General features: G+C 72.4%; 23 protein-coding genes. 13 read left to right on the forward strand and 10 right to left on the reverse strand.

Features of this window, described 5'->3' with window-relative positions:
• Positions 1-59: 59 nt before the first annotated feature.
• Positions 60-509, reverse strand: coding sequence for an acyl-CoA thioesterase (locus AC5JJ1_RS06460; protein WP_495784286.1), 450 nt, complete (start codon positions 507-509; stop codon positions 60-62).
• Positions 510-639: 130 nt separating this feature from the next.
• Here AC5JJ1_RS06460 and AC5JJ1_RS06465 point away from each other — a divergent pair, with 130 nt between their 5' ends.
• A complete protein-coding gene (locus AC5JJ1_RS06465; protein ID WP_495784287.1) occupies positions 640-1,632 on the forward strand; it encodes a diguanylate cyclase in 993 nt (330 codons plus the stop codon).
• Here AC5JJ1_RS06465 and AC5JJ1_RS06470 read toward each other — a convergent pair.
• Both AC5JJ1_RS06470 and AC5JJ1_RS06475 read right to left on the reverse strand, forming a co-directional pair.
• The gene (locus AC5JJ1_RS06470; protein WP_495784288.1) at positions 1,614-1,820 is read right to left on the reverse strand and encodes a hypothetical protein; all 207 of its coding nucleotides are present in this window, start codon (positions 1,818-1,820) and stop codon (positions 1,614-1,616) included. The two genes, AC5JJ1_RS06465 and AC5JJ1_RS06470, sit on opposite strands and share 19 nt — an antisense overlap.
• 170 nt (positions 1,821-1,990) lie before the next feature.
• The gene (locus AC5JJ1_RS06475) at positions 1,991-2,698 is read right to left on the reverse strand and encodes an RraA family protein (protein WP_495784289.1); all 708 of its coding nucleotides are present in this window, start codon (positions 2,696-2,698) and stop codon (positions 1,991-1,993) included.
• Between the two features lie 191 nt (positions 2,699-2,889).
• Here AC5JJ1_RS06475 and AC5JJ1_RS06480 point away from each other — a divergent pair, with 191 nt between their 5' ends.
• Genes AC5JJ1_RS06480 through AC5JJ1_RS06520 form a run of 9 tightly spaced genes read left to right on the forward strand, consistent with a single transcriptional unit; the run spans position 2,890 to position 14,770 of the window.
• Positions 2,890-4,887, forward strand: a complete 1,998-nt coding sequence (locus tag AC5JJ1_RS06480; protein ID WP_495784290.1) for a type VI secretion system Vgr family protein — start codon at positions 2,890-2,892, stop codon at positions 4,885-4,887.
• Between the two features lie 5 nt (positions 4,888-4,892).
• On the forward strand, positions 4,893-5,489 hold the full coding sequence (locus AC5JJ1_RS06485; RefSeq protein WP_495784291.1) for a DUF6931 family protein: 597 nt from the start codon (positions 4,893-4,895) through the stop codon (positions 5,487-5,489).
• The gene (locus tag AC5JJ1_RS06490) at positions 5,489-5,776 is read left to right on the forward strand and encodes a PAAR domain-containing protein (protein WP_495784292.1); all 288 of its coding nucleotides are present in this window, start codon (positions 5,489-5,491) and stop codon (positions 5,774-5,776) included. The genes AC5JJ1_RS06485 and AC5JJ1_RS06490 overlap by 1 nt, the downstream gene beginning before the upstream one ends.
• Before the next feature lies 1 nt (position 5,777).
• Complete coding sequence (gene tagH / locus AC5JJ1_RS06495; RefSeq protein ID WP_495784293.1) at positions 5,778-7,301, forward strand: type VI secretion system-associated FHA domain protein TagH; 1,524 nt, start codon at positions 5,778-5,780, stop codon at positions 7,299-7,301.
• 27 nt (positions 7,302-7,328) lie between these two features.
• Positions 7,329-8,666: a type VI secretion system baseplate subunit TssK gene (tssK, locus tag AC5JJ1_RS06500; protein ID WP_495784294.1), complete on the forward strand. Its 1,338-nt coding sequence runs from the start codon at positions 7,329-7,331 to the stop codon at positions 8,664-8,666.
• A complete protein-coding gene (gene tssL / locus AC5JJ1_RS06505) occupies positions 8,663-10,066 on the forward strand; it encodes a type VI secretion system protein TssL, long form (RefSeq protein ID WP_495784295.1) in 1,404 nt (467 codons plus the stop codon). Before tssK ends, tssL begins: the two co-directional genes overlap by 4 nt.
• On the forward strand, positions 10,066-13,533 hold the full coding sequence (gene tssM / locus AC5JJ1_RS06510; RefSeq protein WP_495784296.1) for a type VI secretion system membrane subunit TssM: 3,468 nt from the start codon (positions 10,066-10,068) through the stop codon (positions 13,531-13,533). The genes tssL and tssM overlap by 1 nt, the downstream gene beginning before the upstream one ends.
• Positions 13,512-14,051, forward strand: coding sequence for a type VI secretion system-associated protein TagF (tagF, locus tag AC5JJ1_RS06515; protein ID WP_495784297.1), 540 nt, complete (start codon positions 13,512-13,514; stop codon positions 14,049-14,051). Before tssM ends, tagF begins: the two co-directional genes overlap by 22 nt.
• A complete protein-coding gene (locus AC5JJ1_RS06520; protein ID WP_495784298.1) occupies positions 14,048-14,770 on the forward strand; it encodes a PP2C family protein-serine/threonine phosphatase in 723 nt (240 codons plus the stop codon). The genes tagF and AC5JJ1_RS06520 overlap by 4 nt, the downstream gene beginning before the upstream one ends.
• A gap of 3 nt (positions 14,771-14,773) precedes the next feature.
• Here AC5JJ1_RS06520 and AC5JJ1_RS06525 read toward each other — a convergent pair whose 3' ends face one another.
• Positions 14,774-15,418: a GntR family transcriptional regulator gene (locus tag AC5JJ1_RS06525; protein WP_495784299.1), complete on the reverse strand. Its 645-nt coding sequence runs from the start codon at positions 15,416-15,418 to the stop codon at positions 14,774-14,776.
• Between the two features lie 52 nt (positions 15,419-15,470).
• Between AC5JJ1_RS06525 and AC5JJ1_RS06530 the strand changes: the two genes are divergently transcribed.
• Genes AC5JJ1_RS06530 through AC5JJ1_RS06540 form a run of 3 tightly spaced genes read left to right on the forward strand, consistent with a single transcriptional unit; the run spans position 15,471 to position 18,246 of the window.
• Positions 15,471-16,334 (forward strand): HpcH/HpaI aldolase/citrate lyase family protein, encoded by an 864-nt coding sequence (locus tag AC5JJ1_RS06530; RefSeq protein WP_495784300.1) that lies wholly within the window; start codon positions 15,471-15,473, stop codon positions 16,332-16,334.
• Positions 16,335-16,380: 46 nt separating this feature from the next.
• Complete coding sequence (locus AC5JJ1_RS06535; protein WP_495784301.1) at positions 16,381-17,022, forward strand: PAS domain-containing protein; 642 nt, start codon at positions 16,381-16,383, stop codon at positions 17,020-17,022.
• 9 nt (positions 17,023-17,031) lie between these two features.
• Positions 17,032-18,246: a PAS domain-containing HWE histidine kinase family protein gene (locus AC5JJ1_RS06540; protein ID WP_495784406.1), complete on the forward strand. Its 1,215-nt coding sequence runs from the start codon at positions 17,032-17,034 to the stop codon at positions 18,244-18,246.
• 44 nt (positions 18,247-18,290) lie between these two features.
• On the opposite strand, the gene AC5JJ1_RS06545 is transcribed toward AC5JJ1_RS06540, so the two are convergent.
• The 6 genes from AC5JJ1_RS06545 to rpmI all read right to left on the reverse strand — a co-directional run bounded on the left by AC5JJ1_RS06545 (position 18,291) and on the right by rpmI (position 25,564).
• Positions 18,291-19,265, reverse strand: a complete 975-nt coding sequence (locus AC5JJ1_RS06545) for a tripartite tricarboxylate transporter substrate-binding protein (protein WP_495784302.1) — start codon at positions 19,263-19,265, stop codon at positions 18,291-18,293.
• A 143-nt stretch (positions 19,266-19,408) separates the two neighbouring features.
• On the reverse strand, positions 19,409-21,214 hold the full coding sequence (lepA, locus tag AC5JJ1_RS06550) for a translation elongation factor 4 (protein ID WP_495784303.1): 1,806 nt from the start codon (positions 21,212-21,214) through the stop codon (positions 19,409-19,411).
• Between the two features lie 98 nt (positions 21,215-21,312).
• Positions 21,313-23,808, reverse strand: coding sequence for a phenylalanine--tRNA ligase subunit beta (gene pheT, locus AC5JJ1_RS06555; protein WP_495784304.1), 2,496 nt, complete (start codon positions 23,806-23,808; stop codon positions 21,313-21,315).
• A 1-nt stretch (position 23,809) separates the two neighbouring features.
• Positions 23,810-24,886, reverse strand: a complete 1,077-nt coding sequence (pheS, locus tag AC5JJ1_RS06560) for a phenylalanine--tRNA ligase subunit alpha (RefSeq protein ID WP_495784305.1) — start codon at positions 24,884-24,886, stop codon at positions 23,810-23,812.
• Positions 24,887-24,969: 83 nt separating this feature from the next.
• Positions 24,970-25,344 carry a 50S ribosomal protein L20 gene (gene rplT, locus AC5JJ1_RS06565; RefSeq protein ID WP_495784306.1) on the reverse strand — a complete coding sequence of 125 codons (375 nt, stop codon included), beginning with the start codon at positions 25,342-25,344 and terminating at the stop codon, positions 24,970-24,972.
• 13 nt (positions 25,345-25,357) lie between these two features.
• Positions 25,358-25,564 (reverse strand): 50S ribosomal protein L35, encoded by a 207-nt coding sequence (rpmI, locus tag AC5JJ1_RS06570; protein WP_495784307.1) that lies wholly within the window; start codon positions 25,562-25,564, stop codon positions 25,358-25,360.
• Positions 25,565-25,657: the final 93 nt, after the last annotated feature.

Raw genomic sequence — 25,657 nt, forward strand, 5'->3', positions numbered from 1 at the left:
TGCTCGATCAAACAACACGCTGGAGCGGGTTCCGTGAGCCCATGCGAACGGAAACCGCCCTAGCCATCGCGCCGCCGCAGCGCGAGCCGCCGCGGCGCATTGCCGGTGCAGGCCGCCGCGAACAGCTCCACCACCCGGGCCGGCCACAGCCCCACCCGCCGCACCGCGAGGTCCATGCAGAGGTACAGCACCTCGTTCTCGGCCGCGAGCCAGCCCTCCGTCGCATGGTACATCCGGTGTACCGCGATCAGCCGTTTGGCGTCATGGGCCAGCACCTCGCTCTCGCAGCGGAGCGGCATGCCCTCCCGCACCTCGCGCACGTAATTCACCCAGGTTTCCGCCGCGAAGGTGCCGAACCCCTCCGCATGCAGCGGCTTGCCGAGGCCGAGGCGCGGCCAGAGCTGGTCCGTCGCCATGTCGAAGACGGCCAGGTAGAAGGCCATGTTCATATGGCCGTAATGGTCGACCCAGTCCGGCCGCACCACCGCCAGCACCTGCCCCGCCGCCATGCCGCCTCCCGTACTGCCCAGCCATTCGGGCGGAGCCGGGGCGCCTTGTCCATCCCTGGAAATTGGGCGGGTCGGCATCCCACGGTTGTGATAGGATGAATCTGGATCAATCAGGACCGTTGCCGCGATCATGCCTGCCGCCCCGCTGCCTTCCGACGAAGCCGGCCGCCTCGCCGCATTGCGCTCCTATGCCGTGCTGGATACGGCCTGCGAGGCCGCCTTCGACGACATCGCCCGCCTGGCCGCCCGGCTCACCCGCCGGCCCATCGCCCTGGTCTCGCTGATCGATGCCGAGCGCCTCTGGGCCAAGGCCCGGCACGGGCTCGAGATCACCGAGGCGCCGCGCAACCTCGCCTTCTGCGCGCATGCCATCCTGCAGCCGGACCAGCCGCTGGTGGTCGACGACACCCGCGCCGACCCGCGCTTCGCCGACAACCCGCTGGTCCATGGCGATCCAGGCCTCCGCTCCTATACCGGCGTCCCGCTGGTGAATGCCGAGGGGTATGCCCTCGGCACCCTCTGCGTGCTCGACCACGCCCCGCGCCAGACCAGCGAGGAGGAGCTCGAGATTCTCTCCGGCCTCGCCCGCTCCGTCTCGACCGCGCTCGAGCTGCGGCGCGCGATGCGGCGCATGCACGACCTCGCCGTCACCGACGGGCTGACCGGCCTGCCCAACCGCTCCGCCATGATGACGGCGCTCGACGCGACCATCGCCGAGCGCCGCCCCTTCACGCTTCTCTTCATCGACCTCGATGGCTTCAAGGGGGTGAACGACCGGTTGGGCCATGCGGCCGGCGATGCCGTCCTGCGCGCCGTCAGCGAGGTGCTGCGCGCCACCACGCGTGCGACGGACAGCCTGGCCCGGCTCGGCGGCGACGAGTTCTGCGTCCTGCTCGGCGAGACCGCGGGCGCCGCCCATCTGGCGGAGCGAATCCGCCTGGCGCTGACCGAGCGCATGGTGCGCGAGGGCTGGCCGGTCACCGCCTCGATCGGCTCGGTCGGCTTCGGGACCATGCCGGCCTCGGCCGAGGCGGCGCTCGCCGCGGCGGACGCCATGATGTACGCCGCCAAGACCGGCGGCAAGGATCAGGTCCGCAGCGCGGCCTACGAACACGCCGGATAGGCGAGCCAGCCGAGCACCGTCCCGTCCGACGCCGCGATCCGCCGCGCATCGACGCAGCGCCGCTCGAGGAAATAGGCGGTGGCCGCCGGATCCGGCGGCGGCGCATCGGCCTGTGTCAGCCGCATCGCCACCCGCCCCTGCTCGCCGACCAGGCAGCGCTCCGTCACCCGCCCGCGCCGCACCCGCACCGCCAGCCGCCCGTTCGGCGCCGGCCCGACATCGTCGACGAAGGCCGCGGGGTCGCCGTCGAGGCAGGCCCTGAGCGCCGGCGCCAGCGATCCGAGCCGCGCCTCCCAGCCCGGCTCCGCCGCCGCCGGCCCGGCCGCCAGCAGCAGCGCCAGGGCGAGGCGCCGCGCCCTCAGTGGATCTCGTCCGACCGCGACAGCGCGTCCTTCAGCTGATGGATGTCGAAATCGTCCCGCTTCGCCATCTCGAGGATCACCGCCTCGCGCCGGGCACAGAGGTCGATCGCCGCCGGCAGCTGCCGCACCGCCTCGGCCGGGATGACGACGGCGCCGTGCCGGTCGGCATGGACCACGTCGTCATGCATGCAGGGCATGCCGTGGACGATCACGTCCCGCCCGAAATCGACCATGTGCACATGCGCATGGCTCGGGTTGACCATGCCGCCGATGATCTGGAAGCCCGACGCCAGCATGTCGATGTCGCGGAAGGAGCCGCTGGTGACGCAGCCCTGGCAGCCGAGGCCCTTGTGGATGGCGCTGTTCACCTCGCCCCAGAAGGCGCCGATGCCGGGCGTCTCGTCCAGGTCCTCGATGACGACGATGGTCGGCAGGTCGGCATCGGCGACATATTCGTACCAGCCGATGCGCGCCTCGCGGTCCTGCTCCCGGGTGCGGCCGGAGGGGGCGGCGGCGCGGATCTGCCCAGTGCGCGCCAGGCCGCAGAGCGGCGGCAGCGACGGGTCGGCGACGGTGAAGGGCTGCAGCGTGAAGCCGCGGCCTCGCCGGGCCGGGACGACGAGCTCCAGCGCGTTGCAGATGGTCGGCGTATCCCAGCGCCGCAGCAGATCGAGATCGGCGCGGGTAAAGGGGCGTTCGGTCATGGCGTTGGTCCTCCCGGAGGGGCTCAGCTTCGGGGAGGGCGCGCCGCGGGTCAAATGCCCGATCGGCGCTCGCCAGGTCCGCCGCCATCTTCCTCACGTCGTCGCGAAAGTTGCGCCGCCCCGGACGGATCGCGCTATTCCACCGGAAGTAGCAGCCCTGTATGATAGCGGAACGGGGCGTAGGGGGGGGCATGTCAGGTTCGCCGGAGATCAGCCAGTCGGGCAGGCTCCTCGGGATTACCTCGCCGCTCGGTCCCGACGTGCTGGTCCTGCGCCATCTCAGCGTCACCGAGGCGATCGGCCGGCCCTTCGTCATCGAGGCGGAGGTGCTGTCGGCCAGGAGCGACCTCGCGCCGAAGGACCTGCTCGGCAAGTCGGTCACCTGCACCGTCGACCTTGCCGACCAGCCGAAGCGGCACTTCAACGGCATGGTGCGCGCCTTCGCCAAGGTCGCCGGGCGGGAGCGCGACCTCACCGCCTACCGCTTGGAGGCCGTGCCGCTGCTCTGGAACATGACCCGTACGGCCGATTGCCGCATTTTCCAGGAGCAGTCGGTGCAGGCCATCCTGCAGACGCTGTTCGGCGAGGCGAGCGTCGCCCCTGTGCGCTTCGGCACCCTGCCCTCCACCCCGCGGCCCTATTGCGTGCAGTTCCACGAAGCCGATTTCGACTTCGCCAGCCGGCTCATGGACGAGATCGGCGCCGGCTACTTCTTCCAGCACGGCGCGAACGACCACACCCTGACGGTGACCGGCGCCAATGCCGACTTCCCGCAGGTGCCGGGCGAGCCGCTGGTGGTGCGGGCCGCGGCCAACGACCTCAACGCGGTCACCGAATGGCGCGTCTCCGGCACGCTGCAGCCGGGCAAGCATGTCGGCCACGACTTCGACATGCTGAAGCCCTCGACCCTGCTGCAGGCAACCACCCAGACCCGGCTCAGCACGCCCAATGCCAGCACCTGGGAGGTCTATCGCTGGGGCGCCGGCCAGGCCGCGCAGCCCGATGGAGACCCGTCGACCATCGGCATGGAGCAGCACGAGGCGCAGGCCGATTCGGCCGAGGGCCATACCGAGATGGCGACCCTCTTCGCCGGCGGGAAGATCAAGGTGCAGGAGGGCCTGGGCGGCTCCGCGCTCCCCTGGCTGATCACCGCCATCCGCCACGAGGCGATGGACGAGACCCAGCTCGTCGGCGACGGCCAGACGCATTACGCCAACAGCTTCGTCGCCATCCCGGCCGACCGCACCTGGCGCAACGCGGCGCCCCGCCGCCGCCCGGCGATGCCCGCGCTGCAGAGCGCCATCGTCACCGGCCCCTCCGGCGAGGAGATCCATTGCGACCAGCACGGGCGGGTGAAGATCCAGTTCCTCTGGGACCGCTACGGCAAGAAGGACCAGAACACCACCTGCTACGTGCGCGTCTCGCAGCCCTGGGCGGGCAAGTGGGGCGGCACCTGGTTCCTGCCGCGGATCGGCGACGAGGTGCTGGTCGGCTTCCTCGACGGCGATCCGGACAAGCCCGTGGTGCTCGGCAGCATCCACAACCAGGAAGCGCCGCCGCCCTATGCCCTGCCCTCGCTGAACACGCAGAGCGGCATCACCACCCGCTCCTCCAAGGGCGGCAGCAAGGACAACGCCAACCTGCTGCGCTTCGAGGACAAGAAGGGCTCGGAGGAGGTCTACATCCAGGCCGAGTTCGACATGAACGTCCTGGTGAAGCACGACCTCAGCACCACCGTCCGCGACGGCGACGAGACGCGGCTGGTCAAGGCCGGCAAGCGCACCACCACGATCGAGAGCGACGAGACGCTGACGGTCAACACCGGCAACCGCGAGACCACGATCAAGACCGGCAACGACACCTACACCCTCAGCACCGGCAACCTGTCGCAGACGCTGAAGATGGGGAATAACGACCTGAAGCTCTCCATGGGCAACATGAGCACCGTGCTCGACCTGGGGAACTACACGGTGACCACCAGCCTCGGCGCCGTCACCATCGAGGCGATGCAGGGCATCACGCTGAAGGTCGGCATGTCCGAGCTGAAGCTCGACCAGATGGGCATCTCCCTTAACGGGATGATGCTGAAGCTCGACGGCACGATGCAGCTCAGCATGCAGGGCCTGATGACCTCGGTAAAGGGCACCGCCATGCTGCAGGCCGGCGGCGGCATCGTGATGATCGGATGAGCGGCATGAGCGCGACACGCACCGCCTCCAAGCTCCTGGTGGCCCTGGCCCCGCTGCTCCCTCGGCTCGAGCTCGATGCCGCGGGCGGCGCGCTGCTCGCTGGCCTTGCCGATGCCGAGGCGGCCCTCGCCAGGCTCGAGGGCGCCGGCCGCATGACGGAGGCGCTTCGCCTCCTCGCCCATGCCCTGCCGAAGCGCGAGGCCGTGTGGTGGGCCTGCATGTGCGCCCGCGCCGTGCCCGACCCGGCGGCGCGGCCCGAGGACGTGCAGGCGCTGGAGGCCGCCGAGGCCTGGGTCCGCCGGCCCGACGAGGCCGCCCGCCGCGCCGCCATGGCCGCGGCCGAACGCGCCGCCTTCCGCAGCACGGAGGCCTGGGCCGCGGTCGGCGCCTTCTGGTCCGGCGGCAGCATGTCGCCCGAGGGCCAGCCCGTGGTGCCACCCGCCGAGCACCTCACCGGCGTCGCCATCGCCGGCGCCGTGGTGCTCGCTGCCGTCCGCACCGCGCCGGAGAAGGCCGCGGCGCGCTACCCCCGCTTCATCGCCAGCGCGCGCGACATCGGCACCGGCGGCGCCGGCCGCATTGCGCCGGAAGGGGCCGGCTGATGCCCCCCGCCGCCCGCATCACCGACATGCATGTCTGCCCGATGTTCACCGGCCCCGTCCCGCATGTCGGCGGGCCGATCCTGCCCCCTGGCGGGATGACGGTGCTGATCGGCGGCCTGCCCGCCGCCCGCGTCGGCGACATGTGCGTCTGCGTCGGCCCGCCGGACGTCATCGTCATGGGATCCGTCAAGGTGCTGATCAAGGGCCAGCCTGCCGCCTACATGGGCAGCCTGACGGCCCATGGCGGCTCGGTGGTCATCGGCTATCCCACCGTTATCGTGAGCTGACATGGAGCTGACCCTCAACGTCCTGCGCTGCCCGGAGGCCGCGGTGCCGGAGAGCCGGCGCTCCTCGGGCGGCGACCTCACCATCGGGCGCGGCCTCGAATGCGAGTGGCAGCTGCAGGACCCCGAGCGCGTGCTGTCGAAGCGGCATTGCGTGCTCGAATTCCGCGGCGGCTTCTGGCAGGTGCGCGATCTTTCGACCAACGGCACCTTCCTCAACCACGCGGCGGCGCCGATCGGCCGCGACCTCGTCGCCTCCCTCTCCGATGGCGACCGGCTGCGTCTCGGCAGCTACGAGATCGAGGTGCGGATTAGCGCGGCCGCGGCGCAGCAGGGCTTCGGCGGCGCGCCGGGCTGGGGCGCCTCATCCCTCCCCGGCACCGGCCGCGCCGTGCCCGACCCCTTCGCCGATCCCTTCGCCCCGGCGCCGGCGCTCGATGCCTCGCCCGGCTTCGCCACCCCGCCCCTGCCGAGCGGCGGCGTCGCCCTGCCGGCGGATTTCGACGCCTTCATCGACGATGCGCCGATGCCGGACCACCGGCCGGCGGCCTCGGATGCCTTCACCCCGCCCCGCGCGGTAGTGCCCGCCGCGGCGCCGCTGCCGGATGACTGGGACCTCGACTTCGACCTCTCGCCGCCGGGTGCGGCCCCGATCCGGCCGGCGCCAGCCACCGCGCCGGCCCCGGCCGCGCGGCCCGTGCCGCCGATCCCGGTCGCGGCCGCCGTCGCACCGCTGCCCGTCGCCGAGGCCGTGCTGCCGTCGCCCGTCGCGCCAGCCCCGGCCGCGGCGCCCGCCTGGAACCCGCCGCAGCCGGCGCCGGTGCCGGCCGCGCCGGATCCGTCCGACCCCTTCGCCGAGGAGGGCGTGCCAAGCATCGCCATCCCAGCACCGGCCGCCCTTGCAACGCCGGCTCCCATCGCCCAGCCGGTTGCGGCATCAGTGCCACCTCCCACTGCGCCGCTCGCGCCGGACGCCGCCCTCGCCCTGTTGCTGCGAGGCGCCGGCCTGCCGCCGACCGCGCTCGCGGGTGCCGACCCGGCCGCCGCGCTCACCGCCGCCGGCGCCAGCCTCCGCGCCGCCGTGGCCGGGCTGCGTGCCCTGCTCATCGCCCGGGCCGATGTGAAGCGGGAGTTCCGCATCGAGCAGACCATGCTCCGGGCCGCCGGCAACAACCCGCTGAAATTCGCCGCGACCGACGACGCCGCGCTCGCCGCGCTGCTCGGCCCCAAGCCGCAGGTGAAGGCCGTCGAGGAGACGGTCGCCGACCTCAACGCGCATCAGGTGGCCTCGCTCGCCGCGACCCAGGCCGCGGCCCGCGCCCTGCTCGACAAGCTGGCGCCGGCCGGGCTCGAGGCGGCGGACAAGGGCGGCGGCTTCCTCGGGGCGAAGGAGAAGCGGCTGTGGGATGCCTACAAGGCACTGCACGGCCAGCTCATCGACCAGTTCGAGGATGATTTCGACAGCGCCTTCGGCAAGGCCTTCGCGCGGGCCTATGAGGAAGCGTCGCGCAAGGATGGCGGGCGGTAGCCGGCGCCGCCGGGGGGAGTTCGGGGAATGAGCTGGTACGACAAGGTGGTCTGGCAGGAGGGGATGTTCCTCCGCGCCCAGCACTTCCAGCAGCAGGACCGCTACCTGGAGCACCTGCTCCAGGCGCGCACCGCGCCGCTGCGCCCGCATCCCTGGGGCGTGACGGAGCTCTCCCTCGACCGCGACCTGCTGGGCGCGGGCAAATTCGCCCTCGCCAATGCCGCGGGCGTGCTGGAGGACGGCACGCCCTTCGCCATCCCGGGCCAGGCCGACCAGCCCCTGCCGCTCGACCTGCCCGAGGGCACGCGCAACGCAGTTGTCTATCTCGCCGCGCCGATCCGCCAGCCCGGCAGTCCCGAGGTCGCCTTCACCGAGGGGCCAGAGAGCGGCGGCGCCCGCTACGCGCTGCGCAGCTTCGAGGCCTTCGACACCCATTCCGACAGCACCCTCCCCGCCGAGCTGCAGGTCGGCCGCCCGCGGCTGCGCTTCATGCTGGAGACGGAGGAGCGCGCCGGCTTCACCGGCATCGGCATCGCCCGGATCGTCGAGGTCCAGGCCGACCGCCGCGTCGTCGTCGATGAGCGCTACATTCCGACCTGCCTCCGCATCTCCGCCGCCGCGCCGCTCGCCAACCTGATCGCCGAGCTGGTCGGTATGATCGGCCAGCGCGCCGAGGCGCTGGCCGGGCGCCTCGCCCAGCCCGGCTCGCGCGGCGTCGCCGATGTCAGCCAGTTCCTGCTGCTGCAGGCGCTGAACCGCTGGCAGCCGCTGCTCGCCCACTGGGCCGATGCCGGCAACGTCCATCCGGAGGCTCTCTACAGCGGCCTGGTCCAGCTCGCCGGCGAGCTCGCCACCTTCACCGACCCGAACCGCCGCGCCGCCTCCTATCCTGGCTACCGGCACGAGGACCTGCAGCGCAGCTTCGCCCCCGTCATCGCCGACCTGCGCCGCGCCCTATCTGCCGATATCGACCAGAATGCCGTCTCCATCCCGCTGCGCGATGCGCGGCACGGCGTGCGCATCGGCCCGATCACCGACCGCAACTGGCTGCGCGCCGGCTCCTTCGTGCTCTCGGTGCAGGCCGACATGCCCTCCGAGCACCTCCGCCGCCTCTTCCCGAACCAGGTGAAGATCGGCGCGGTGGAGCATATCCGCGAGCTGGTGAACGTGGCGCTGCCCGGCATCGCCGTGCGGCCCCTGCCCGTCGCGCCGCGGCAGATCCCCTTCCATGCCGGCGCCACCTATTTCGAGCTGGATCGCGGCAGCCCGCACTGGCAGCAGATGCAGACCTCGGGCGGCTTCGCCATCCACGTCGCCGGTGAATTCCCCAATCTTCGCATGGAGCTCTGGGCGATCCTCGCATGAGCGACAATCCCTTCTCCGAGCCCGACGACAGCGACCGCACGGTGGTGCGCGGCCCGGCCCGCGCCACCACGCCGATGCCGGCCGCCGCCCCGGCCACCCCACCGCCCCCGGCCTTCGGCGCCCCACCGCCATCCGCGCCCATGCCGGATTTCGGGCCGACACCCCGCATGGCGGGCGAGGCGGAGACGCTGCCGAAGATCGGCCTCGGCCCGCTCTCCGCCGCTGCCGCGCCGCTGCTCGACCTGCTTTCGCGCTTGGTCGCCAGCGTCCATGTCCCGAACCCGGAGGAGCTGCGCCAGCGCGCCATCCGCGCCATGCGCGGCTTCGAGGCGGAGGCCCGCGCCGCCGAGATCAACTCGGACGAGATCCGCGCCGCGCATTACGGCCTCTGCGCCGCCATCGACGACGTCGCCATGGCGACGCCCTGGGGCCAGCAGAGCGGCTGGGGCGCCCATTCCCTCGTCTCCACCTTCCATCAGGAGGTGAAGGCGGGCGACCGCTTCTTCGACATGCTCGCCGGCATGCAGAAGGACCCGGGCCGATACCGCCAGGCGCTCGAGGTCTCCTATCTCTGCCTCGCGCTTGGCCTACAAGGGCGCTACCGCCTCTCGCAGCGCGGCACGGCGGAGCTCGACCGGATCAGGGAGGGCCTCTACCAGCTCCTCGTCCAACTCCGCGGTCCCTATGAACGGGAGCTCTCACCACACTGGCGCGGCGTCGATGCCCCGCACCGCCGCACCAGCCGTAGCGTGCCGAGCTGGGTCGCCGCGGTGATGACCGTCGCCGTGCTCGGCATCGCCTATGCCGGCCTCGCCAGCAGCCTCGGCGGGAAGTCGGAGGATCTCTTCGCCCGCCTCGCCGCCCTCCCGCCCGGCGCCTTGCCGACCATCCAGCGCGCCGCCCCGCCCGTGCCGCCCGCCCCGCCGCCGCCTGCGGCCACGCCGGCACGGCCCGACCTGCCCGCGCGCCTCCGCCAATTCCTCGCCCCCGAGATCCAGCAGGGCCTCGTCACCGTGCTCTCCGACCCCAACCGCGTCATCGTCCGCATCCGCAACCGCGGCATGTTCGCCTCCGGCAGCGCCGCGCTCGACCCGCGCTTCCTGCCGCTGATGAACCGCATCGGCGAGGCGCTGCGCGAGGAGCCGGGCTCGGTGCAGATCCTCGGCCATAGCGACAACCAGCCGATCAAGACCGCCCGCTTCCCTTCCAACTACCACCTCTCCGCGGCCCGGGCGCAGGCGGCGCTCGACGTCATCGCCACAGCCACGGGTGGCGACCGCAGCCGCTTCAGCTCCGAAGGCAGAGGCGAGAGCGAGCCGGTCGCCGCCAACGCCACGGCCGAGGGCCGCGAGGAGAACCGCCGCATCGAGGTCGTGGTGACCTTTGGGAGCGCCCGCTGATGGACGCGCTGCTCTCCGTCCTCGGCTCCGTCCCGGCGCTGGCCGGGCTGGTCGCGGCGCTGGCCATGGCCGCGCTCTTCTGGGTGTACGGCCCGCTGATCGGCGCCGGCGAGTTCTACCCCTTCGAGTCCTTCCTTCCCCGGCTCGCCCTCGCCGCGCTGCCGGTCATTGTCTTCCTCGTCACCGTCGCCATCATCGGCCTGCGCCGGGCGAAGCGCGACAAGGCGCTCGTCGCCGAGGCCGCCGCACCCGACCCCTCCGCTCAGGCCAGCGCCGAGGAGGAGGCCGCGCTCCGCGAGAAGCTGACCGCGGCCCTCGCCGCCCTCAAGCAGGCGACCGGCGGCAAGGGCGGCTACCTCTACGACCTCCCTTGGTATGTCTTCATCGGCCCGCCCGGCAGCGGCAAGACCACGGCGATCGCACAGTCGGGCCTCGAATTCCCGCTCGCAGAGGGCCGCGTCGCCGGCGTCGGCGGCACCCGCAACTGCGACTGGTGGCTGACCGACCGCGCCGTCCTCATCGACACCGCGGGCCGCTATACCACGCAGGACAGCGACGCCGCGGCCGACAAGGCCGGGTGGGACCGCTTCCTCGCCATGCTCCGCCGCAACCGCCCGCGCCAGCCGCTGAACGGCGTGCTGGTTTGCTTCGGCGTCGACATGCTGAGCAAGCTCGACGCGCAAGGGCGGCAAGACCATGCCCGCGCCGTCCGCAAGCGCATCAAGGAGCTCGAGGAGAAGCTAGGCCAGCGCCTGCCCGTCTACCTGTTCGTCAGCAAGGCGGACCTGCTCTCCGGCTTCACCGAATTCTTCGACGACCTCGACAAGGAGACCCGCGCCCAGGTCTGGGGCATGACCTTCCCGCTGGAGAGCGGCCCGGAAGGCAGCTCCGGCAAATTCGCTGGTGAGTTCGCCGCGCTGATGACCCGCCTCCAGGCCCGCCTGCTGGAGCGCCTCCAGGCCGAGCGCGGCCCCTCCCAGCGCGCCGCCATCATGGCCTTCCCCGGCCAGGTGGCCTCGCTGGCCGAGCCGGTCGGCGGCTTCGTCCAGGCGGCCTTCGGCGGCACAAGGCTCGACCCGGCGCCGATGCTGCGCGGCGTCTACTTCGCCTCCGGCACCCAGGAAGGCACGCCGATCGACCGCCTCACCGGCGCCCTCAGCCGCGCCTTCGGCCTCGACCCGCGCCGCCCCGTCGGCGTGCTCGGCCAGCGCGGCCGCAGCTTCTTCCTCGGCCGGCTGCTGCGCGAGGTGGTGTTCAACGAGGCCCGCCTCGCCGCCCGCGACCGCGGAGCGGAACGCCGCCGCCGCATGGTGGCGATCGCCGCCTGGTCCCTCGCCGCGGTCGTGACGCTTGGCGGCCTCGGCTGGTCCTACAGCGCCTATACCGCCGAGCAACGCCGCGCCGCCGCCCTCGAGGAGGCGCTGGCCAAGGCCGAGGGCGCCGGTCGCACCGTCCGCTTCGACCCGGTGCTGGATGCCAACCTCGCCGCCGTCCTGCCCTATCTCGACGCCGCGAAACCCCTGCCGGCGGCCGCCCGCACCCCCGGCGGCGGCCTCGGCCTGTCGCAGGAGGCGGAGCTGGCGACGGGCGCCGAGGCCGCCTATCGCCGCACGCTCGACCGGGTGATGCTGCCCCGCCTGCTCGCCGGGCTGGAGGCGCAGATCCGCGCCAATTTCCAGCGCCCCGACTTTCTCTACGAGGCGACGCGCGTCTACCTGATGCTCGGCCGCCAGGGCCCGCTCGACAAGCCGCTGGTCCGCGAATGGCTGCTGGCCGACTGGCTCCGCAGCTTCCCCGGCGCCACCGGCGCGCCGCAGCGCGACACGCTCCTCGGTCATCTCGACGCCCTGCTGGCGATGGACTTCTCCGGCTATCCGCTCGACGGCGCGCTGGTCGACGGCGCCCGCCGCGTCTTCTCCCGCCTGCCGATGGCCGAGCGCGTCTATTCCCGCCTCCGCCCCCTCGGCCAGCAGCTCCGCCCCTGGACGCCCGCCGAGGCGGTCGGCCCCGCCGGCCAGCGCTTCTTCACCCGCGCCTCCGGCCGCCCGCTGACCGAGGGCGTCCCCGGCCTCTACACCGTGGACGGGCTCTACAAGGGCCTGATGCCCGCCCTTGGCGACGCCGTCCGCGCCGCCGCCGGCGAAGCCTGGGTGCTCGGCCCCGAGGCCCGGGCCTCCGGCGCCGAGGACCCGGCCCGGCTCGAAGCCGCCATCCTCGCCCTCTATGCCGAGGACTATGCCCGCGCCTGGCAGGCGATGCTCGACGACCTCGTCCTCCCCCCCTTCCGCAACCTCACCGACGCCGCCGAGGGGCTGAACGTCCTCGGCGCGCCCACCTCCCCCATCCGCGACCTGCTCCGCGCCGCCGCCCGCCAGCTCTCCCCGGGCACCCCGCCGGAGGGCTGGGCCGCCCCCGGCCGCGGCGCCGAGGCCCAGCGTGTCCAGGCCGCCCAGGGCCAGGCTGCGGCCCCCACCGGCGCCGAGCCCGTCGCCCAGGTGGTGGAGACCCGCTTCCAGGCGCTCCGCACCGCCGCCGGCCAGCCGCTCGACGGCGTGCTGGCCATCGTCAACGAGCTCTATGTGCAGGTCGCCCGCCTCGCCTCCTCCCCGCCAGGGACGGTGGTGCCGGCGCCGACCGCGGGCCTCGACCCCGGCCAGCGCCTGCTCGCCGAGGCGGCCCGCCAGCCCCAACCGCTGGCCCGCTGGCTCACCGCCCTCGGCCAGTCGACCGCGACCCAGCGCAGCGGCGGCGCCAAGGCCGCCATCGCCGCCGCCGGCGGCCAGGCGCTCGGCCCGGTCTGCCGCGCGCTCGCCGACCCGCGCGGCATCCCCTTCCCCTTCCGCCGCGATTCGGCGCAGGACATGCCGGTCGACGACTTCGCCCGGCTCTTCAGCCCGGGCGGAGCGCTGGACCAGTTCTTCGCCCAGTGGATCCGCCCCTATGTCGACACCACCCAGCGCCCCTGGCGGCTGGTGGCGACGGCGGGCCTCGCCCCGCCGGTGACCCAGGCCGACGTGCTGCAATTCGAGCGCGCCCAGGCCATCCGCGACGCCTTCTTCCCCGGCGGCGCGATGATGGGCGGGCTCCGCTTCGAGCTGGTCCCGCAGGGCCTCGACCCGAATGCCCAAGGAGCGATCCTGGAAGTCGACGGCACCCGCTACGAAATGCCGCGCGGCGGCTCCGGCCGGCCCATCCCCCTCGGCTGGCCGAGCCGCGGCAACCTGACCCTCAATTTCGAGCCGGCCTCCTCGGCCGGGCCGCTCGGCTTCGACAGCGGCTGGTCGGCCTTCAAGCTCGTCACCGGCCGTCAGGCGGCGCTCCAGGCGACCGGCCAGGCCGATCGGCTGCGGGCCACGGTGACGCAGGGCGACCGCTCGGTCGTCTTCGAGCTGCGGACCGGCAGCACGATCCACCCCTTCGGCCTGCGCGAGCTGCAGGAATTCCGATGCCCGCAACTCGCGCCGTGACGGGCCTCCATGGCAAGCTCCCGGCGCATGGGGATTTCGTGCGCCGCGCGCTGCCGCCCAGTTTCTGCGAGCCCTGGGATGCCTGGCTGCAAGCCGGCATGACCGCCGCGCGCGACAGCCTCGGCGACGGCTTCGATGCCGCCTGGGCCGCGGCCCCCGCCTGGCGCTTCGCGCTCCCTCCCGGCGCCTGCGGGCCGGATGCGGTCGCCGGCCTCATGGCCCCCTCGATGGACGGCGTCGGCCGCCGCTTCCCGCTGACGCTGGCCGCCACCGCCCCTGGCAATCCGCTCTGGCCCGCCCCCTGGTTCGCCGCGCTGGAGGGCACCCTCCGCCATGCCCAGGCCGAGGCGCTGACCGCCGACGCCCTGGCCGCCCTCCTGCCCGAGCCGGGCGGGGCCGACGCCGCCGAGGCGCCCGAGCCGGGCTGGTGGACTGCGGGGGAGCCCGGCCTGGTCTGGCCGCTCCCTGCCCTACCGGAGCCCTTCGAATTCGTCCTGTTGCTGGATGCCCAGCCATGAGCGCCTCGATCGAGCCCGGCCTCGTCTCCGACTCCGCGACCCATCCGGGCGCCGTGCGCAAGCGGAACGAGGACAGCCTGGTCCACCGCCCCGATCTCGGCCTCTGGGCGGTCGCCGACGGCGCCGGCGGCCATGGCGCGGGCGATGTGGCGAGCCAGGCCGTCGCCGCCGCGCTCGACGCCATCCCCCCCGGCCTTTCCGCCGCCGAGATCCTCGCCCAGGCCCGCCTTCGCCTCGCCGGCGTGCATGCCGAGCTCCAGGCCCAGGCCGCGGCGCTGGGCGAGGGGCGCATCATCGCCACCACCGTCGTGCTGCTGCTCGCCCGCCATGGCCACTTCGCCTGCCTCTGGGCCGGCGACAGCCGCGCCTACCTCATGCGCGACGGCTTGCTTCAGCGCGTGACCCGCGACCACTCTCTGGTGCAGGAGATGGTCGACCAGGGCACGCTGACTGAGGCGGAGGCCGAGGTGCATCCGCAGGCCAACGTCATCCTCCGCGCCGTCGGCGCCACGGGCGAGCTGCTGCTCGACAAGGTGAGCGGCCGCATCGCCCCGGGCGACATGCTGCTGCTTTGCAGCGACGGGCTGTTCAAGGCGCTGCCGGAGGAGGAGCTGGCCGCGATGCTCCTCCAGGGCGCGACGGCCGCCGCCATCATCGACGCGGCTGTCGACCGCGGCGCCCGCGACAATGTCAGTGTGGTCCTGCTGCGCGCCGTCTGACGCTCAGGCGGGCTCCTCCGCCGCCATCGCCAGCCGTGCCGCATGCGCCGCCGCGATATGCGCCCGCGCCGCCGCCTCCGCCCCATCCGCATCCCCGGCGGCGATGGCCGCGACGATCCGCGCATGCTCCTCCCGCGCCGCCGCCGCCCGGCCGGGATGGGCGAGCGTCGTCGGCCCGAGCAGCAGCAGGGCATCGCCGATCGGCGCCAGCGCCCGCAGCAGGTAGCGGTTATGCGCCGCCTGGTGCAGCGCCCGATGGAATCGCCGGTTGTGCTCGGCGACCATCTCCGGCGGCAGCGCGGCCTCCGCCTGCACCAGCGCCTCGAGCAGCAGGAGGTCGGGCCGCCCCGCCTGCCGCGCGGCCAGCCTTGCCGCGGTGCCCTCCAGCGCCTCGCGCATGCCGTAGAGCTCGGCGACCTCGGCATGGTCGTACTGCGCGACGCAGAGCCCGCCGCCCGGCCCATGCGCGATCAGCCCCTCGGATTGCAGCCTCCGGATCGCCTCCCGCACCGGCGTCCGGCTCATGCCGAGCCGCTCGGCCAGCTCCACCTCCAGCACGCGCTGGCCAGGGCGGAGGCTGCCGCTGCGCAACCCCTCGCGGAAACGGTCATAGGCCTGGTCGGCGAGGCTTCCGGAAGCGCGCGGCATGCCCTTGCATACCGGCATTGACCGGGCGGAGCGAGGGGCTGAGCATCGCCCCATGCGCACGCTCCCCGCCTGGCGGTCCCTGCTCTACGTCCCTGCGACGCGGGAAAGCTTCGTCGCCCGCGCCCATACCCGCGGTGCCGACGCCATCATCCTCGACCTCGAGGATGCCGTCGCCCCGGCCGAGAAGCCGGCCGCGCGCGCTGCCCTCGCCTCCGCCATTCCCCGCGTGACGCAGAATGGCGCCGCCGCCTGCGTCCGCATCAACCGCCTCCTCCGCCTCGCCGCCCTCGACATCGACGCCGCCGTCGCCTCCGGCGCCGATGCGCTGGTGTTGACCAAGCTGATGGGCCCCGACCATCTCCGCCTGCTCTCCGAGCTGATCGCCGAGAGCGAGGACGCGCATGGCGTGCCGGTCGGCCGCACAAGCTGCATCGGCTTGGTCGAGACCGCCGACGCCCTGCCCTCGCTCGAGGCCATCGCCCGCGCCGAGCCGCGCCTCGTCGCCCTCGGCGCCGGCGGCGAGGACCTCGCCACCGACCTCGGCGCCGAACCCACGCCCGACGCGCTCTACCTGCCGAAGATGATGGCGCTGATGGCCGCCCGCGCTGCCGGCATCCTGCCCCTCGGCTTCATCGGCACCGTCGCCGGCCTCGACGACCCGGAGGGGTACCGGGCGATGCTCCGCCGCTCCCGCAAGCTCGGCTTCGCCTGCGCGAGCTGCATCCACCCCTCGCAGGTCGCCGTCATCAACGAGGAGTACGGCGACAGCCCGGAGGAGATCGCCCGCGCCCGCCGCATGGTCGCGGCCTTCGAGGCCAGCCTCGCCCAGGGCATCGGCGCCGTCAGCTTCGAGGGGCAGATGATCGACGAGCCGGTGGTGGAACGCGCCCGGCGGGTGCTCGCCCGCCATCCGTGATGGCCCGGCCCGTTGACAGGCGCCCCCGAAGCCCACCTGTTGCCTCATGCCCGAAGACGCCCCGCCCGCCTTCCTCCGTGCCCCGGGCGACATGAGCCAGCGCCTCCTGGCGCATGACTGGGCCTCCAGCCCGCTCGGCCCCATCGAGACCTGGCCGCAGAGCCTGCGCAGCGTGGTCGGCCTGATGCTGCAGACGCGCCAGCCGGCCTGCCTCGCCTGGGGCGAGCGGCTCACCTCGCTCTACAACGACGCCTGTATCCCGATCCTCGGCGCCAAGCACCCGGCCGGCCTCGGCCAGCCCCATGCCGAGCTCTTCGCCGGGATCGAGGACAACTACCGGTCCGTGGTCGCCGCGACGCTCGCCGGCGAGGCGCAGCATGTCGTCGACCGCGCGATCCCTCTCGCCGGCCGGCCGACGAGCTGGTTCACCTTCTCCTGGACGCCGCTGCGCGACGAGGCCGGCGCCGTTGCCGGCTTCCTCTGCATGGCGGTCGAGACGACGGAGAAGGTCCTCGCCCAGCAGGCGCTCGATGCTGAGGGCTGCCGCGACCGCAGCGAGGCCGAGCGCCAGCGCCGCCTCTACGAGGCCATCCTGACCAATACCCCCGACCTCGCCTATGTCTTCGACCTCGACCACCGCTTCATCTATGCCAATGAGGGCCTGCTGCGGATGTGGGGCCGCAGCTGAGAGGAGGCGATCGGCCGTACCTGCCTCGAGCTCGGCTATCCCGACTGGCATGCCGCGATGCATGACCGCGAGATCGAGCATGTGATCGCCACCCGCGAGCCGATCCGCGGCCAAGTCCCCTTCACCGGCACCTTCGGCCGGCGCATCTACGACTACATCTTCGTCCCCGTCCTCGGCGCCGATGGCCGGGTCGAGGCGGTGGCCGGCACCACGCGCGACATGACCGAGGAGATGGGGGCCGAGGCGGCGCTGCGCGACAGCGAGGCACGGCTCGACGCGGCCCTCTCCGCTGCCCGCATGGCCGCCTGGAGCTGGGATCCCGCCGCCGACCGCGTGACCTACTCCGCCCGGGCGGCCGAGCTCTTCGGCCTGCGCCCCGGCGAGGCGGTGGACAACGCCGCCGCGGGCCTCCGCCTTCTTCACTCAGAAGACCGGGAGCGCCATGCCGTCCTGGTGCGGTCCGCCGTCGAGCAGGGCACCGCCTGGCATTCGGAATTCCGCGTCATCCGCCCGAGCGACGGCAAGGTGGTCTGGCTGGAAGAGCGGGCAACGGCCGAGCGTGTCCCGGTCACCGGCGAGCTGCGGATGGCCGGGCTGGTCTGGGACATCACCGGGCGGAAGCAGGCCGAGGAGCGCCAGGCCCTGCTCTCCCGCGAGGTGGACCACCGGGCGAAGAACGCGCTGGCGGTGGTCCAGTCCGCCCTGCGGCTGACCCGGGCGCCGGACGTGCCCAGCTTCGTGACGGCAGTGAACGGCCGCGTCGCCGCCCTGGCGCGGGCGCAAAGCCTGCTTGCCCAGGACCGCTGGACAGGCGCCGATCTCGGCACCCTGCTGGAGGGCGAACTTGCGCCCTTCATCGGACCGCAGCAGCGCATCGCGCTCGAGGGCTCGGCCGTTGCCCTGCCCGTCCATGCGGCGCAGCCCCTGGCCATGGCCCTGCACGAACTCGCCACCATTGCGGTGAAATACCGCGTCCTTTCCGTCCCCGGCGGGACGGTCGCGCTGCGCTGGGAGCTGATGGCCGAGCCGACCGCCCGGCTCCGCCTCAGCTGGACCGAAGCAGGGGGCCCCCCGGTCATCGCCCCGCCGGCACGCTGCGGCTTCGGCACCCGCGTGCTGGACGGGACGGTGCGCGGCCAGCTCGGCGGCACCGTCGTGCTCGATTGGAATCCGGCCGGGCTGGCCTGCATGATGGAGCTTCCGCTCCGCCCGGCCGATCCTTAGCCCGGACGGGGATGCGTCGCGGGGCGCATCCGCCGGACTCGCTCTCAGTCGGCGTACTGTCCGGCCGCCTGGATGATCGGCCGCCACTTGTCGATATCCGCCAGCCAGAAGGCCCGGTGCGCCTCCGGCGTCGCCCGCTCCTGCGCGACCGGCGCGGTGCCTAGCTCGTTGAAGCGCGCCACCAGCCGCTCATCGCGGAGCGCCACCTGCAGCGCCTGCGACAGCCGCTGCGCCACCGGCGCCGGCGTCCCCTTCGGCGCGTAGAGCCCGTGCCACACGCTCACCTGGAAGGACGGCAGCCCCGCCTCGGCCGAGGTCGGCACATTCGGCAGCGCCGGGATGCGGGCCTCGGTCGTCACCGAAAAGACCTTCAGCGCCCCGGCATTGATCTGCTCGGTGGTGTTGGTCGTCTGGTCGCACATCAGGTCGATGCGCCCGGTGAGGATCTCCTGCATCGCCGGCCCCGTGCCGCGGAAGGGCACGGTCGTCATCGGCGCATCGACGGCCTTCATCAGCAGCAGCCCGCAGAGATGGCTCGCCGCGCCGATGCCGGCATTGGCGTAATTGAGGTTCTCCCGCTCCCGCCGGATCACCGTAATCGCCTCGGCCAGGTTGGTCGCCGGGAAGTCCTTCTTGGCGACGAGGGTCATCGGCACCTCGGTGATCAGCCCGATCGGCTCGAACCCGCCGACCGGGTCATAACCGAGCCGCCGGTAGAGCGTCGGCGCCGTCGCCATGCCGATATGGTGGAGCAGCAGCGTGTAGCCATCCGGCCGAGCCTGGGCCACGCGCTGCGAGCCGATGGTGCCCCCCGCCCCGCCCGCATTCTCCACCACCACCGTCTGGCCCAGGTCGCGCCCCATGGCCTCGGCCACCAGGCGGGACACCGTATCGGTCGGCCCGCCGGCAGCGAAGGGGACGATGATCGTGATGGTGCGGCCCGGGAATTGTTGCGCCGCAGCAGGGCCGGCGGCGAGCAGGGACAGCGCCATCAGGGCGCGGCGGGCAAGGCGGTTCATGAAGGTCTCCCGGTGCGGTAGCGTTTCGTTCCTGCCGCTTAGATGACATGGGCTTTATTGCGCAAGCCCCAATCAGAACAGCGGCACCGGGCCTATCAACTCAGGGAACCGTCTCGCGTTTCGTCCGCAAAGAGGGTGCCCGCTCAGGCGTCCATCTTCAACGCGGCGATGAAGGCGCTCTGCGGGATCTCGACCTTGCCGAACTGCCGCATGCGCTTCTTGCCCTCCTTCTGCTTGTCGAGGAGCTTCCGCTTGCGGCTGATGTCGCCGCCGTAGCACTTGGCCGTCACGTCCTTCGACATCGCAGAGATGGTCTCGCGCGCGATCACCCGCCCGCCGATCGCCGCCTGGATCGGGATCTTGAAGAGCTGGCGCGGGATCAACTCCTTCAGCTTCTCGCAAATCTGCCTACCCCGCCGCTCCGCCTGGCTGCGATGCGCCATGAAGGAGAGCGCATCCACCGGCTCCGCATTCACCAGGATGGAGATCTTCACCAGGTCGCCCGGCTCGTAGCCATCCACCTGATAGTCGAAGCTGGCATAGCCGCGGCTGACCGACTTCAACCTGTCATAGAAGTCGAACACCACCTCGTTCAGCGGCAGGCGGTAGACCGCCATCGCCCGCGCGCCGACATAGGTGAGCTCCACCTGCTGGCCCCGCCGCTCGTTGCAGAGCGTCAGCACGGCGCCGAGATAGTCGTCCGGCACCATGATCGTCGCCTTGATCCAGGGCTCCTCGATCTCGTCGATCAGCGAGGGGTCGGGCATGTCCGCCGGGTTGTGCAGCTCCTCGAGCGTGCCGTTGGTGCGGCGGATCTTGTAGACGACGGAGGGCGCGGTCGCGATCAGGTCAAGGTCGAACTCCCGCGACAGCCGCTCCTGCACGATCTCGAGGTGCAGCAGCCCGAGGAAGCCGCAGCGATAGCCGAGGCCCAGCGCCGCACTCGTCTCCGCCTCATAGTGGAAGCTGCTGTCGTTCAGCCGCAGCTTGCCGACGCTCTCCCGCAGCTTCTCGAAATCGTCGGCATCGACCGGGTAGAGCCCGCACCACACCACCGGGATGCTCGGCTTGAAGCCCGGCAGCGCCGCACTGGCCGGGTTGCGGTCGTCGGTGATGGTGTCGCCGACATTGGTGTCGGCGACCGTCTTGATGGCCGCCGTCACATAGCCCATCTCGCCCGGCCCGAGGCTCTCGGCCGCAACCATCTTCGGCGTGAAGATGCCGACCTGCTCGATGGTATGCGCCGCGCCGTTCGACATCATGCGGATGCGCTGGCCCTTCTTCAGGTGCCCGTCCTTCACCCGCACCAGCACGACGACGCCGAGATAGGCGTCGTACCAGCTATCGACCAGCAGCGCCGTCGTCGTCTTCGCGGCATCGCCGGTGGGGGGAGGCAGCCGCGTGACGATCGCCTCCAGCACGCCCTCGATGTTGAGGCCGGTCTTCGCGCTGATCTCGACGGCATCCGAGGCGTCGATGCCGATGACGTCCTCGATCTGCTGCTTCACCCGCTCCGGCTCGGCGGCCGGCAGGTCGATCTTGTTCAGGACCGGGACGATCTCGTGGTTGGCGTCGATCGCCTGGTAGACATTGGCGAGCGTCTGCGCCTCCACCCCCTGCGAGGCGTCCACCACCAGCAGCGAGCCCTCGCAGGCCGCCAGGCTTCGGCTCACCTCATAGGCGAAGTCGACATGGCCGGGCGTGTCCATCAGGTTGAGGATATAGGTCTCCCCATCCTTCGCCTGGTAGGCGAGCCGCACCGTCTGCGCCTTGATGGTGATGCCCCGCTCCCGCTCCAGCTCCATGTTGTCGAGCAGCTGCTCCTTCATCTCGCGCGCGGTCACGGTGCCGGTGGCCTGGATCAGCCGGTCGGCGAGCGTCGATTTCCCATGGTCGATATGGGCGATAATCGAGAAGTTGCGGATGCGGGCGAGCGGGGTATCGGGCATGGGATTCCGGCGGCCGGGTCAGGGGTGCCCAGCCTCTTGGGGTTGCAGATAAGGCAGGAGCCGGCCAAGTCAAAGCACTGGATTGGTCGGCCCTGGGTTCAGCCGCGCAGCGTCGCCCCCGTCGCCTTGGCCACGGCGGCGACGATCTTCGCCGCCGCCGCCTCGATCTCGGCATCGGTCAGCGTCGCCTCGCGCGGCTGCAGCACCGCCTGGATGGCGAGGCTCACCTTTCCCTCCGGCAGCTTGTCCCCCGCATAGCGGTCGAACAGCACCACCTCGGCGATGAGCGCCTTGTCCGCCCCCCGCGCCGCCCGCAGCACGGCTTCGGCCGCGACCCCCTCATCGACGAGGAAGGCGAAATCCCGCCGCACCGGCTGGAAGGCCGGCAGGTCGGGCGCACCCTTCTTGCGGCGCTTCGGCTCCGGGATGGCATCGAGGAAGACCTCGAACCCGACCGCCGGCCCCGTGAGGTCGAGCGCCGCCCGGACCCGCGGATGGATCTCCCCGAAGGTGGCGAGCACCACCTTCGGCCCCTGCCGCAGCACGCCGCTCCGCCCCGGGTGGTAGAAGCCAGGGCCATCCGCGGTGACGCTCACGGCCGCCATCGGCACCCCGAGCGCCGCCAGCACGGCCAGCGCATCCCCCTTGGCATCCATGGCATCGACCGGACGCGAGGCCTCCGCCCAGTGCCGCGGCGTATGCCCGGTGCGCACCCCGGCGGCCACCTGCAGCTGCGCCTCCGGCGAGGCATCCCGGTAGGCCGCGCCGAGCTCCGCCAGCGCGACATCCGGATAGCCCCGCGCCGCGTTCCGCGCCGCCGCCTGCAGCAGGCTGGCGATCGGCGTCGGGCGCATCTGGTCGAGATCCGCCGCGATCGGGTTCTCGAGCCGGAGCGCCGCCGGCGTCTCGCCGAACAACGCCGCGACCTTTGCCTCGAGGAAGCCGAAGCTGACGCAGTCCATCATTCCCCGCGCCGCCAGCACCCGCCGCGCCAGCGCGGCCCGCGCCTGCTTCAGGCTCAGCGCCGGCGGCGGCACGATGCTCCCGACCGGCAGCGAGACGGCGGGGATGCGGTCCAGCCCGCGGATGCGCAGCACCTCCTCGACCAGGTCCGCCTCCGGCTCCACCTGCGCACAGCCCTCCGCCGCGGCCCGCGCCCGCTCGGGCGCGAGGCCCGGCGCCTGGTCCAGCCCGCCGGCCCCGGCGTCGTGCGACGCACGCCCTTGGGCGACGTCGTTGCGCCAGGGCGGCACCGCGACCGTCACCCGCTCCGCATCCCGCGCCTCGATGGCGAAGCCGAGCCGCTCCAGGATGCCGACCGCCTCATCCGGCGCCACCTCGGCCCCGCCTAGCCCCGCCAGCCGCTCGAAGCGCATCGAGGCGCTCCGCCGCCAGCCAGGCTCCGCCCCGGCCGCCGAGACCTCGCTCGCCTCCCCGCCGCAGAGCTCGATCATCAGCGCCGTGGCAAGATCGAGCGCGGCGGGCGGCAGTGCCTGGTCGACGCCCCGCTCGAACCGCGCCCGCGCATCGGTGCGGATGTCGTGCCGCCGGCCGGACAGCGCGATCCGCACCGGGTCGAAGACCGCGCATTCGATGAAGCACTCGGCCGTCGCCTCGTCGCAGCCCGAATGCGCGCCGCCGATGATGCCGCCGAGCGATTCCACGCCCGCCTCGTCGGCGATCACGCCATCCTCCGCGGTCAACGCATAGGTCTTGCCGTTCAGCGCGGCGAGCTCCTCGCCCTCCCGCGCCATCCGCAGCGTCAGCCTCCCGCCCCTGACCTTCGCCACGTCGAAGACATGCAGCGGCCGGCCGAGGCCGAAGGTGAAGAGGTTCGTCACATCGACCAGCGCATTGATCGGCCGCTGCCCGATTGCCACCAACCAGTCCTGCAGCCATTTCGGCGAGGGCCCGTTGCGCAAGCCCCGGATCCCCCGCCCCAGCACCCATTGGCAGGCGCGCGGATCGGCGATCTCCCAGCGCAGCGGCGCCGGATAGGCCGCCGCGACCTTCGCCTCCGGTCGCGGCTTCAGCCGCCCGAGCCCCGCCGCCGCCAGGTCGCGCGCCACGCCGTGCACCGAGAGCGCATCGCCCCGGTTCGGCGTCACGCTGATCTCGATGATCGGGTCGTCCATCCCCGCCCAGCGCACATAGCTCTCGCCGAGAGGCGCATCCTCCGGCAGGTCGACGATGCCCGAATGATCGTCCCCGAGCCCCATCTCGCGGGCTGAGAGCATCATCGCCTCGGAGGCGACGCCCCTGATCTCGCCCTTCTTCAGCGTAATCCCCGTGCCGGGGATGAAGGCCCCCGGCAGCGCCAGCACCCCCTTCATCCCCGCCCGCGCATTCGGCGCGCCGCAGACGACGGAGAGCAGCCGGCCGTCACCGGGATCGACCTTCAGCGCCCGCAGCCGGTCGGCATTCGGGTGCTGCACCGCCTCCACCACATGGGCGATGCGGAAGGAGGCGAGCGCGGCGCCGCGATCCTCCACTCCCTCGACCTCGAGGCCGATGGTGTTGAGCGCGGCAAGGATGTCGTCGAGCGGCGCCTCGGTCTCGAGATGCGCGCGCAGCCAGGACAGGGTGAACTTCATCTCACACACCCTCCGTGAGGGACGGGGGCGAGAGCGGGTCGGCCGCCCAGTGCCTGAGCCAGCGCAGGTCGCTCTCGTAGAAGGGGCGCAGGTCCGGCATGCCGTGCTTCAGCATGGTGATCCGCTCGATCCCCATGCCGAAGGCGAAGCCCTGCCACTCCCGCGCATCGATGCCGCAATTGGCGAGCACCCGCGGATGCACCATGCCCGAGCCCAGGATCTCCAGCCAGTCGCCCCCTTTGCCGAGCTCGCCGGTCTTCCGGTTCCAGCCGACATCGACCTCCATCGAGGGCTCGGTGAAGGGGAAGTAGGAGGCCCGGAACCGCACCGGCAGGTCGCCAATGCCGAAGAAGGCGCGCAGGAAGTCGATGATACAGCCCTTGAGGTGCCCGAGCGTGATGCCGCGGTCGATCACCAGCCCCTCGACCTGATGGAACATCGGGCTGTGCGTCGCGTCGTGGTCCGCCCGCCAGGTCCGCCCTGGGCAAATGACGCGGATCGGCGGCTCCTGGCCCAGCATGGTCCGCGCCTGCACCGGCGAGGTATGCGTCCGCAGCACCGGCCGCCGCCCATCGGCGCCCGCCGGCAGGTAGAAGGTGTCGTGGTCCTGCCGCGCCGGATGGTGCTCCGGGATGTTGAGCGCCGAGAAGTTCAGCCAGTCGCTCTCGATGTCCGGCCCCTCCGCCACCCGGAAGCCCATGGCGCCGAAGATCGCGGTCAGCTCCTCGATGGTCCGGCTGATCGGGTGGATGCCCCCAGGCTCGCCCGGCGGATGCGCCCGCGGCGGCAGCGACACGTCCATCCGCTCCGAGGCCAGCCGCGCCTCCAGTGCCGCCCCGTCGAGCGCCACCCGCCGCGCCTCGAGCGCCGCCTCCAGCTCCGATTTCAGCCGGTTGAGCGCTGCCCCGCGTTCGCGGCGCTCATCGGCCGGCACGCCGCCGAGCCCCTTCAGCAGCGCCGTCAGCCGCCCGCTCTTGCCGAGCGTCCCGACCCGCACCGCATCCCAGGCGCGGAGATCGGCGGCGGCGGCGAGGGCTGCGGCGGTCTCGCCCCGGAGGGCGTCGAGGTCATCGCTCATGCATCAGGTCCCGAACAGGCAAAAGGCCGCACCCTGCCGGGAGCGGCCCCTTGCGCAACAGCTTTCCCGAAGGACGGGAGGTGTCAGGCGGCCGGGCTGGCCGCCGGACGTGCGGCGCGGGCCTTCTCGACCAGCGCCGCAAAGCTCGCGGGATCGTCGAAGGCGATCGCCGCCATGACCTTGCGGTCCAGATCGATCCCCGCCGCCTTGATGCCGGCGATGAACTGCGAGTAGGTCAGCCCATGCTCGCGGACGGCGGCGTTGATCCGCTGGATCCAGAGGCCGCGGAAGTCACGCTTCTTGTTGCGGCGGTCGCGATAGGCGTATTGCAGCGCCTTCTCGACCCGCTCCAGCGCGGGACGGAAATTGGTGGAAGACCGGCCGACATAGCCCTTGGCGAGCTTGAGGACCTTCTTGTGACGGGCGTGCGCAGTGACGCCCCGCTTGACGCGTGCCATGGATCAGACCCCCTTACCGGACCAGCCCATAGGGCGCCCACTGCATCACCGTCAGCCCGTCCTGGTGCCGCAGCACCTGGGTCCCGGTGTTCTGCCGCTTCACCTTGGAGGAGCGGTTGCGCAGCTGGTGCCGCTTCTTGCCGGGGCCGGCGAGCACCTTGCCCGTGGCCGTCACCTTGAAGCGCTTCTTCACGGAAGACTTCGTCTTCATCTTGGGCATTTGGACCTCCTGGCCGGTCGTGGATGCGCGCCGCAAGGGCGCACGAAGCCGCGGCCGGGCATGCCCTACAGGCCCGTCGCGCGGAGCGCGCAA

The organism is Belnapia sp., assembly GCF_059504005.1.